We start from the raw sequence: 9,423 nt of genomic DNA on the forward strand, positions 1-9,423 counted from the left end.
TATGCTGCTGGATATTCTATTGAAAAAAGCCAATACGCCGGCCAGTCAGCTGGCAGCAATGCTGGCTGATTTCATCCCAGAGTCAGTTGCGCTTGGGGCGGCGTTTAGCGCAGATCCTAACACAGCGATATTACTGGCCGGGATGATAGCACTGCAAAACCTGCCTGAAGGTTTTAATGCCTATCGTGAGCTTTACCACACTGGCAGTCGCAGGCGGCTGATAATCAATTTCAGTGCAATGGCACTGCTGGGGCCTGCTGCCGGCCTGGTTGGCTATGTCTGGTTACAACAACAACCGGTAATAGTGAGCGCCATGATGCTATTTGCCGCAGGCGGCATCCTGTACTCGGTGTTTCAGGATATGGCCCCGCAGGTAAAGCTGGATCGGCATTGGGGGCCACCTATGGGCACAGTGCTGGGCTTTATGCTTGGTATCGCAGGCTTTATGCTGGCGCATTAAAGAATAGTTTGCCTGTGCAGATTTATGACAGTAATGATGGGATTTGGGTATGGAATTGATGTATCTGGAATATGCGGCAAACGGTTTTTATCTGCTGGCAGTATTTCTGGCGGCACGCAACAGTATTCATACCTGGTGGTTGGGTATTATTGGTTGCCTATTGTTTGCGGCACTGTTTTATCAGGTCAAACTTTACGCGGAAGTGCTGCTGATGCTGTTTTTTGTCGTCACTAATGGCATAGGTTGGTATCAATGGGGCCGGCAAAGCGGTGTTAAGCAGGTTACTAACACGCCACTCTGGCGTCTGGCTGGCTATAGTGCCCTGGCCGCGCTGGTGACGTTGTTGTATGGCTACATATTACATAGTATGACGGATGCTTATGCACCCTTTATTGATTCCGCTATTTTGATGTTCAGTGTTATCGCACAGTTTTTACTGATGAACCGTAAACTCGAAACCTGGTGGTTCTGGCTCGTTGTTAATACGGTAGCGATACCGCTGTATTTCTCACGTGAATTACAGCTGACCGCTATCGTCTATATTGGCTTCTGGTTTAATGCCTGGTATGGCTTATATATGTGGCGCGCTTTAAGATCAGCTGCTGCCAGGGGCGCTTAGCCAGCGTTTAGCTGCGGCTGAAACTGAAAGCCAACCGCGATACGGTTCCAACTGTTCATTGTCACTATTATCGCGCTTAGGTTAACAATTTCTTCCGCGGTGAACAGATCTATAAGATTGGTATAGGCCTCTTGTGGTATTGCCTGTGTCGCGAGCAATGTCAGTGCTTCCGCCCAGTGCAGCGCTGCCCGCTCGCGCGGTGAGAAAAAGGTTGTTTCCTGCCAGGCGGCGAGCACATCAAGCCGTTGTTGCTGTTCGCCATCCTGACGTGCTTCGGCTGCATGCATATGCTGACAGAACGCACAGCCGTTCAGTTGTGATATCCGCAAATGCAGCAGGTGTACCAGCCGGGCTTCAATGATTTTATCTGTCGCCTGGCTCAGACTAGTTAATGCTTTTACCAGGGCGGGCTGCAATTTATAGACTTCATTACGATCAAGACGTTGTTGCATGTTGGGGCTCCTTAACTTTGTCAGAGCCGCTATAGTGCTGCAGTGCACTCAGGTTGGATTGTATTTTTGCGACATCTTTTCTGTTTGTTTACGTTTCTGGTAACTACCCGGGGTTTGGCCGGTAATTTGCTTAAACTGGTGTATAAAGTGCGCCTGATCGTAAAAGCCACAGCTTAGCGCAATATTGGTCAGTTGCCGCTGTGGTTGTTGCGTAATCTGCTGCCTGGCCTGACGTATCCGCAGCATAATTTTCAACTGGGCCGGCGTTAGGCCGGTTTGCCGCAGAAATCTTCTTTCAAACTGACGTCTGCTAAGGTGAACCGCATTGCTTAATGCCGATACTGACCATAGCTGGCGTTGCATCAGTGTTAAGCTGTGCTGTATCGGATCAGTTGTTTTTACTCTGTCCAGCTGTCGCAGCAGCCAGCGCTCAACATAGCCAAGCTGCTCCAGAATGTTATCTGTTGCCCCAAGTTGCTGCTGTGTTTCATAAAGTGTGCTTATACCCAAATCTGAAAGATCCAGCGTCTGATTTGTCTGCTGTGACGCTTCGGGGCCGAGTAAGCCAAAGGCGCCGCCCGGATAAAAGCGCACACTAATAAGATCCTGTGGGCTGTCTAGGTAGAAGGTGTGACGAACCTGAATATTGCTAAAAGAGGTATCAATGCTGCCATCTGGGGTTATACAGAAACTCAGACTACTGCCGCCGTCTGGGTAAAGCATGCTCGGATTATCGGTTTGCACCGATAAATGCCGGCGCCTTACCCAGTAACACTGTACCCAAGGCGTTAAAGCCGGGTGCGGCATAAAAGCTGTCAGCCCCAACTGCTGCAGGTTGCCAACGGGGGCGATAAGGCTTCCGGCTGACAGTGAATTCACTGTAAAGCTCCTCAGGCTGAAAAAATGAGTTTGTCCTGCAGCTTCTGCGGCAGCTGCTGCAAATCTGTAGCGTTGCTGCTGACAACGACGACATTTGCTTTAGGCATAGCCATAGTGATGCCCTGATACCGCTCGTCGGCAAACTGTGCGTTAAAGGCCAGTTCAACTTCTTTGGGTACCACAAAGATAGTGGCATAGCCGCTGTCGGTTTTTACTGCCAGATGCAAAGAACGCACCCCCTGAAAGGTACAGTAACGGGCATAAATAATCTCGTCCTGCCAGTCCTGCAGGCTGGCATCAAAGTCTGCAAGTTTCAGATTTACTGTGCTGACCGGCTGCACCTGAGCATGATTTAGCAAGTAGTTTTCTTCATGGTAAACATGGGCCAGGGCATGCCCGCCTAAATCTGTCGCAAAGCTGTTGTAATACAGTTGTAAGCCCAGCACTGACACTACAGCAATACTGGCCGCCATCGCCAGCGGTTTAAACCAGTTACGGCGTGGCTTTTGCTGTTGCTGTGGTATCTGCAACAAGCGCTCTGCCAGCATCGGCGGTACCGGAATATGCAGTGCATCTTCCAACTGGCGCTGCTGCTGTTGTAATTCACTGGCAAAGCAGCGCAGGTCGTTGTCGTTGGCAATAGCTGCCAATACTTCTGGCTCAGTGCTAAAAGGATCTGCCATTAAGATACGGCGTAATTCGGTGTTATCCATGGCGGGACTCCCCTTGTTGCATCAGGCTGTCGCGTAGCAGTTTACGTGCCCGGAACAGCCGGGTGTTAACGGTGTTTACATTCAATTGCAGCACAGCGGCTATCTCGTCGCTGCTAAAGCCACCCAGAACCTGCAATACCAAAGGCTCGCGATATTCTTCAGCTAATGCCGCCATATGGCGGCGCAGCGTATCATTGTCACAGTCCTGTTCGGCACTGGTCTGGGCGGTATCGGGCAAGCTATCCTGCTCGGCCGCGTCATCATAATCAAACTGACGCCGCTCAAAGCGCCTGGCATTTTCCCGCCGTACTATCGTGATTAACCAGGCTTTGGCAGCACCGGCATCAAGCAAGCTATCAAGGCTTTTCCAGGCCCGCAGAAAGGTTTCCTGCACCAAATCCTGGGCTATATCAGGGTCTTTACACAGCCAGTAGCCGTAGCGGTACACATCAGCATGATACAGTTGCACCAGCTGTTCATAACGTTTGGTTTTGCTGCCGTTGTTGTCAAATATCACCAGGGTTGCGCTGCTCTGAGGCAGCGTTTTTGCAGAGTGTTCAGCCATCGGCCCGATATCTTTGGTTGATTCTGCTGCCAGCCTAGCGTTATTTCGCTGCGCTGGCAAAAAATGTAGCTCACCCATGTTGCTGCTCCGCTACAACAGGCCGCCCTTTGCTGATGTAGTGATCAAGGCTGGTATAGCGGCCGCCACCGGTGAAAAACAGGCTAAATAACATCAGAAAGTAGGTTGCCGCAAACTCAATACCATTATTCAGGATGACAATGCTGCCATTGCTGGTCAGCCAGTCGTAGTTGCCGTGTTCCTGTAATATGCTGCGGGCGGCACTGAGTTGTTGTGCTGCGTTGACTACCCGCTCGTTTGCCAGCCAGCTACTGCTGTCGGCAATTGCCAGCCAGCCATTTGGCCAATGTACAGCGAAGATCGCCACCAGCATGGTTACCATCAGTGGAATGCTGACCAGCCGCGTAAATAAACCGAGCAACAGTAACACTGCACCGAGGATCTCCGCTGCTATAGCAAGAGCGGCCATCAGCGCCGGTGCCGGTAACCCCAGGCCCCATTCACTGTTGCCAAACCAGGCAATAGTGTCATCGATGTGCTGATATTTGTTCCAGCCCGCCTGCAGCAGAACCGGTGCCAGATAAAGCCGCAACAATAATGGCGCCAGACCGGATAAATGCTGGCTCTTCGCCACAGCGCGCTGGTACAGAGATATAACAGTCTGCATAAATACCTGAGTAACTAAACCAATCACTTTGCTATAGGAACGGCAGGTGTGCAGAAATATTTCAGCGCAGTACGATTTTACTGCGCCGGGGGCGGGGCTAACGCGACTTAGTGCACGCGATACAGACGGCAGAAAAAATCGATGACGGCGTCGGCATCCAGACTGGTAAAACGAACTTTGCGTTTTGCCACTATGGCTTCGCCCAACGTTTTTAACGTATGTTCCAGTGGCAGACCGCTTGGACGCTCCAGCTCATGGTCGGCAAACAGAAAATTAAGTGCAGCGCTGGCATAAGATTTACCCGGTGTTAAAGAAACCAGTTCCAGTTCCTGCAGACGGACACCCAGGTTACGGATTCTTTCTAAGCGGTAAGTTTCTTTCATATCTGGCCCCGTGTTGTCTATGCCTTGGTAAACACTGTATCGACAACCGCGGGTATTTCTTTAGTGAAACGATGAAATTGACCAGTACAGCTAAGCTGCTTTTTGCTAGTATACCCGCTATAACAGTTGGTTACGCTAAGGTATTACATGACCCAACATTCTCATCCGCTGGCGCTTAATGTGCAACAGCTTGGCCCGCAACTGGACAATAAACTGATTAAACAGGCGCTGTCGCCACAGCAGCTGATTCCGGCATTTATTGGTCAGGACAGAGCCAAGTCGGCACTGGCATTTGCCATAGGTATGGACATGCCCGGCTACAACCTTTATGTGATGGGGGAGCCGGCGCTGGGGCGTTTTACGCTGGTGCAGGATATTCTGCAGCAGGCTGCCAGTGAAAAAGCCACGCCCGAAGAGTGGTGTTATCTGAATAATTTTGATGATGAGCGTGTGCCGAACACGCTGCGTTTACTGCCTGGCGAGGGCAAAGTACTGGTAAAGCGCATTGAAGCACTGATCGATGAGCTGTTAGATACCTTTCCGGCCGCTTTTGATAACCCGGGCTACCAGCGTAAGAAAAAAGCCATAGCCCGCGCTTTTGATGATAAATACGAGCAGGCTATTGAACTGGTTGAGAAAAAGGCGCTGGAAAAAAACGTTGTACTGTATGAAGAGAACGGTGCTGTCAGTTTCTCGCCAATTATTGACGGTAAGCCACTGGATGACCAGGAGTTTTCTAAGCTGACTGAAGAGCAGCGGCAATATTTTTATGCGCTGGTCAGCGAACTGGAAACCATCCTGAACGAGCAATTGCTTGAATTGCCGCAGTGGAAGCGCGAAGTGTCAGAAGGCATGCGCGCACTTCGTAAAGACACAATAGAACAGGCGATTAAACCGCTGCTGAAACAGCTGGAACACGACTATACCACTGAGCTTGGCGTTTTACGCTACATTCGTGAAATGCGCAGTCATCTGGTGAAAGCGGTACTTGAGCTACTGCCGGACGAATCAGATACCGACAAGCAGGAAGAGAGTGACAATCGCGAGATTTTTATCGAAGAATTTGTGCCTAACGTGCTGGTGCATTTTGAAAGTATGTCCGGCGCGCCGATAGTGTTCGAGCCTAATCCCAGCTATGGCAATTTGTTTGGCCGGGTCGAATATAATTCCAGCAGCGGTGCACTTTACACCAATTACCGCATGATTCGCCCCGGTGCCTTGCATCGTGCCAACGGTGGTTATCTTATTCTGGATGCCGATCGCCTGTTAACACAGCCAGCGCTGTGGGATGCGCTGAAGCTGGCGCTGAAATCCGGTGAGTTGCTGATTGATACGCTGTCTGAGCATGCGGTGACCAATTCCACCATCATTACACCTAAGGCAATACCACTGAATGTCAAAGTGGTGCTGCTGGGATCAAGGGATCTGTATTACCTGATCCAGGATGTCGATGATGAGTTCAATGAGCTGTTCAGGGTACTGGCCGATTTTGAGCATTACCTGCCTTATAACGCCCAGACCATCAGCTACATGGCTATGCAAATACGGGCTCAGATGCAGCAACTTAATATTGAAGAACTGACCGCCGATGGCCTGAAGCAACTGCTGATGTTCAGCTTCCGCCAGGCAGAACATCAGCGTAAGTTGTCAGCCCGCTTTGCTGATGTGCTCGAGTTGGTACGCGAAGCCTGTTTTTATGCCGGCCAGCAGTTGAGCAGTAGCCTTAAGGCAGAACATATTCAACTGGCACTGAAAGGCAAACAGCACAGAACCGGCCGCATCAGTGAAGGCTTTCTGGAAGATATCCAGGAAGGCCAGATCCTGATCGACACAGACGGGCTTGCGGTGGGTAAGGTAAATGGTCTGACGGTGCTGGAGATTGGCGATACTGCTTTTGGCACGCCGGCCCGTATCAGTGCCACGGTATTTGCCGGTTCCAGTGGCGTTATTGATATTGAGCGTGAAGTTGAACTGGGTAAAGCGATTCACTCAAAAGGGGTGCTGTTGCTGACCGGTTACCTGGGCGCCAAGTATGCGCGTGAGTTTCCGCTGACGTTGTCGGCCAATATCGCGATGGAACAAAGTTACGGCCATATTGACGGTGACAGCGCTTCGCTGGCTGAGGTGTGTGCGCTTATTTCTGCTATTACAGACATCCCTATTAAACAGAGCCTGGCGGTAACCGGATCGATTAACCAACACGGCCAGGTACAGGCTATCGGTGGCGTCAATGAAAAGGTAGAAGGGTACTTCCGTTTATGTCAGAGCCGCGGTTTAACCGGCGATCAGGGCGTAATTATTCCTGCCAGTAACCAGCTTAATCTGGTGCTGAATGACGATGTGACGCAGGCCGTAAAACAGCATAAGTTTCATCTATATATTGTAAAAACGGTAGATGAGGCGCTGACCTTGCTGACCGGAGTGGACGCTGGTGAAAAGAGCAGCCGTGGCCTGTATCCGAAAAAATCAGTCAATGGCCGTGCGCTGCAGCGCTTATCTGATATTGCCGATATCGTTAACGGCGCCTCTGATGATGATTAACTGACAACCTGTATCATTACAGCTGAGCAAAAGCGCGCTGATAATTCACCTGGCCGCTTTTGCCTTTAAGGCTGCCAGTGTCAAGCTCCAGTAGCATAAAGGCGTTATCAGGTACCTGCCAGGGGCAACTGATGTTGAACCGGCTGGCAGCGGTAAAGCCAAAACGCGGGTAATATGCAGGGTGCCCCAGTACAACCACGGCCACCGCGCCTTGTTCTTTACACAATTTCAGACCAGCGCGCACCAGCGCTGAGCCAATACCCTGATGCTGCAGCACGTTGCTGACGGCCATTGGCGCCAGCGCCATCAGCCTGGTATCAGGATGATTATCCAGTGTTGCAGGTGAGAACAGTATGTGGCCGACAATGTTACCGTGCTGCTCTGCAACCAGAGAAATGTAATCAACGCATTGCTGACGTAGCGAGTTGATAAGGCGGGCCTCGGTATCGCCATTAAACGCATTGCTGGTAAGGGTGGCGATGGCGTTGTGATCGTCAGGCCGTTCAGGCCTTACGGTGGTATCGTAGCCAAGCGCATGCCAGGTCGAGTTGCGGCGGCGCTGTAAAGTGCGGCTGATGTTGTGCAGTAAGGTCATTGCAAAAGCCAACAAAGCGTGGGGCGTGATAACAGTCTAACCGACTGAACTTCAGGTACAAGAAAAATGTTAATAAAAAAGCCGGCATAGCGCCGGCTTTAGTCAATCACGTTTGTCGTTCAATCATGGATTAACCGCACTGTTTCGGGCCGCCTTTGCAGCTGCCACCGCCGCCACCACCACCGGTATCACCACCGCCTGAAGCACCTGAACAGCCATTAGCTGACAGATAATCATAAGCCGCTTTGGCTTTGACAATACCATAGCCGAAGTATACGTCTTTGCCTGCTGCGCCGGCATCTTGTGCTGTTGCTTTTAACGCATTGCGGATTTCAGTGCCGCTGCAGCTTGGGAAGTTAGACCAAACCAAGGCCGCAACCCCTGCCACAGCCGGTGTTGCCATAGAGGTACCACTCATGTAGCCGTAATCGCTGCCTTCAATGGTGACAGACATAGTTGCTGCCGCCAGTAGCAGTGCGCGGTCTTCCAGCGCAGCCCCTACTGCCGGAATAGAGGTAGTGTTGGCTGTGCCTTCCCCTAACGTGCCATACAGCATACCGGCTTCGTTATTGATAATAACCGCACCGATACCACCTGAGTTCTCACAGTTTTTCACTTTATCGTGGAACGAAATGGTGCCACGGTCGATAACGCAAACTTTACCGGCGGCCGCACTGTTAGTGCTGGTAGCCAGGCCCATAAAGTAAGTATTGCCAGAGGCTGCGCCGGCATTTTCCATCGCGGATGAGGCAAAAGCAGTACCTGCAGCATACAGCGAAGACGAAGTAGCCATATCCGCCGGGTATGTCGACAGAGTATCCACACCGCCAGCGGTGACTTCGACACAGATCTTTTCATCAGTTGTCGCATTTTTGCCTTTACCTGATGTACAGCTTGGGAACTGGGAGAAATCAGCAATGTTGTTGTCGGCGTCGTTGGCACCGATCATCATCACGGACGGGTAGCCAGCCGGATAAGACCTTACGTTGTTGCCATCGTTACCCGCTGCCGCCAGTACCAGACCACCATTATTGGTAAAGGTAGTAAAGGCATTTGATTCTGTACTGTTGGCACCACCACCACCCAGGCTCATCGTAATGATGTTTGCGCCGGCTGCGGTACATTTTTGTGCGGCATAAGCCAGGTCGGAAGAATAGCCCCAGCCTTCAGCGTTAAATACTTTGATAATATGCATAGCAACGCCCGGTGCCATACCGATAACACCTACACCATTATCCGCAGCGCCGACTGTGCCGGCAACGTGAGTGCCGTGCGGGCCACCGTTGACGTCCCAGCGGCCTGTGCCTGAGTCGTTGTCACCAGTGATGTTGCCCCAGTTAAAATCGGTATTAGAACGATCTAAGCCTGAGTCGATCACACAAACCTTCATACCTGCGCCGGTATTGAAACTTACCTGGTTAGCCTGAGACTGATATACAGCGTAAGGTGTCAGCTGCTCTGTCATCGGGTTGCCGAGGTCATCAGCATAAATGGCCATTGGCTTGCGCAACATATCTTCTTCTACCAGCTC

Annotated in this window: 11 protein-coding genes; 3 read left to right on the forward strand and 8 right to left on the reverse strand. The window is 51.2% G+C overall.

From position 1 onward, the window contains the following. Both VIN66_RS16695 and pnuC read left to right on the forward strand, forming a co-directional pair. Positions 1-460, forward strand: a 460-nt coding sequence (locus VIN66_RS16695; protein ID WP_331925036.1) for a ZIP family metal transporter, incomplete at its 5' end; no start/stop codon positions are given. 49 nt (positions 461-509) lie between these two features. Then, positions 510-1,079: a nicotinamide riboside transporter PnuC gene (pnuC, locus tag VIN66_RS16700; RefSeq protein ID WP_331925037.1), complete on the forward strand. Its 570-nt coding sequence runs from the start codon at positions 510-512 to the stop codon at positions 1,077-1,079. Here pnuC and VIN66_RS16705 read toward each other — a convergent pair. From VIN66_RS16705 to VIN66_RS16730, 6 genes are all read right to left on the reverse strand, one after another. Next, on the reverse strand, positions 1,076-1,531 hold the full coding sequence (locus tag VIN66_RS16705; protein WP_331925038.1) for a carboxymuconolactone decarboxylase family protein: 456 nt from the start codon (positions 1,529-1,531) through the stop codon (positions 1,076-1,078). The genes pnuC and VIN66_RS16705 overlap by 4 nt on opposite strands. A gap of 48 nt (positions 1,532-1,579) precedes the next feature. Continuing rightward, positions 1,580-2,410, reverse strand: coding sequence for an AraC family transcriptional regulator (locus VIN66_RS16710; protein WP_331925039.1), 831 nt, complete (start codon positions 2,408-2,410; stop codon positions 1,580-1,582). An 11-nt stretch (positions 2,411-2,421) separates the two neighbouring features. Next, complete coding sequence (locus tag VIN66_RS16715; RefSeq protein ID WP_134057263.1) at positions 2,422-3,123, reverse strand: DUF3379 family protein; 702 nt, start codon at positions 3,121-3,123, stop codon at positions 2,422-2,424. Beyond that, on the reverse strand, positions 3,116-3,766 hold the full coding sequence (locus VIN66_RS16720) for a sigma-70 family RNA polymerase sigma factor (RefSeq protein WP_226767577.1): 651 nt from the start codon (positions 3,764-3,766) through the stop codon (positions 3,116-3,118). The genes VIN66_RS16715 and VIN66_RS16720 overlap by 8 nt, the downstream gene beginning before the upstream one ends. Next, a complete protein-coding gene (locus tag VIN66_RS16725) occupies positions 3,759-4,373 on the reverse strand; it encodes a DoxX family protein (protein ID WP_331925040.1) in 615 nt (204 codons plus the stop codon). The genes VIN66_RS16720 and VIN66_RS16725 overlap by 8 nt, the downstream gene beginning before the upstream one ends. 107 nt (positions 4,374-4,480) lie before the next feature. Next, positions 4,481-4,756, reverse strand: a complete 276-nt coding sequence (locus tag VIN66_RS16730; RefSeq protein WP_331925041.1) for a hypothetical protein — start codon at positions 4,754-4,756, stop codon at positions 4,481-4,483. 147 nt (positions 4,757-4,903) lie between these two features. On the opposite strand from VIN66_RS16730, the gene VIN66_RS16735 reads away from it, so the two are divergent. Then, positions 4,904-7,297, forward strand: coding sequence for an ATP-binding protein (locus tag VIN66_RS16735; protein ID WP_331925042.1), 2,394 nt, complete (start codon positions 4,904-4,906; stop codon positions 7,295-7,297). 16 nt (positions 7,298-7,313) lie between these two features. Here VIN66_RS16735 and VIN66_RS16740 read toward each other — a convergent pair whose 3' ends face one another. Next, positions 7,314-7,892, reverse strand: a complete 579-nt coding sequence (locus tag VIN66_RS16740) for an N-acetyltransferase (RefSeq protein WP_331925043.1) — start codon at positions 7,890-7,892, stop codon at positions 7,314-7,316. Positions 7,893-8,022: 130 nt separating this feature from the next. Beyond that, positions 8,023-9,423, reverse strand: a 1,401-nt coding sequence (locus tag VIN66_RS16745; protein WP_331925044.1) for a S8 family serine peptidase, incomplete at its 5' end; no start/stop codon positions are given.

This window comes from Rheinheimera sp., assembly GCF_036568245.1.
Classification (GTDB): Bacteria; Pseudomonadota; Gammaproteobacteria; order Enterobacterales; family Alteromonadaceae; genus Alishewanella.

Bases quoted from the DNA above. Each gene is read 5' to 3' on its own strand.
- pnuC (WP_331925037.1), top strand. From the start codon at position 510: ATGGAATTGATGTATCTGGAATATGCGGCAAACGGTTTTTATCTGCTG.
- VIN66_RS16705 (WP_331925038.1), bottom strand. From the start codon at position 1,531: ATGCAACAACGTCTTGATCGTAATGAAGTCTATAAATTGCAGCCCGCC.
- VIN66_RS16715 (WP_134057263.1), bottom strand. From the start codon at position 3,123: ATGGATAACACCGAATTACGCCGTATCTTAATGGCAGATCCTTTTAGC.
- VIN66_RS16720 (WP_226767577.1), bottom strand. From the start codon at position 3,766: ATGGGTGAGCTACATTTTTTGCCAGCGCAGCGAAATAACGCTAGGCTG.
- VIN66_RS16725 (WP_331925040.1), bottom strand. From the start codon at position 4,373: ATGCAGACTGTTATATCTCTGTACCAGCGCGCTGTGGCGAAGAGCCAG.
- VIN66_RS16730 (WP_331925041.1), bottom strand. From the start codon at position 4,756: ATGAAAGAAACTTACCGCTTAGAAAGAATCCGTAACCTGGGTGTCCGT.
- VIN66_RS16735 (WP_331925042.1), top strand. From the start codon at position 4,904: ATGACCCAACATTCTCATCCGCTGGCGCTTAATGTGCAACAGCTTGGC.
- VIN66_RS16740 (WP_331925043.1), bottom strand. From the start codon at position 7,892: ATGACCTTACTGCACAACATCAGCCGCACTTTACAGCGCCGCCGCAAC.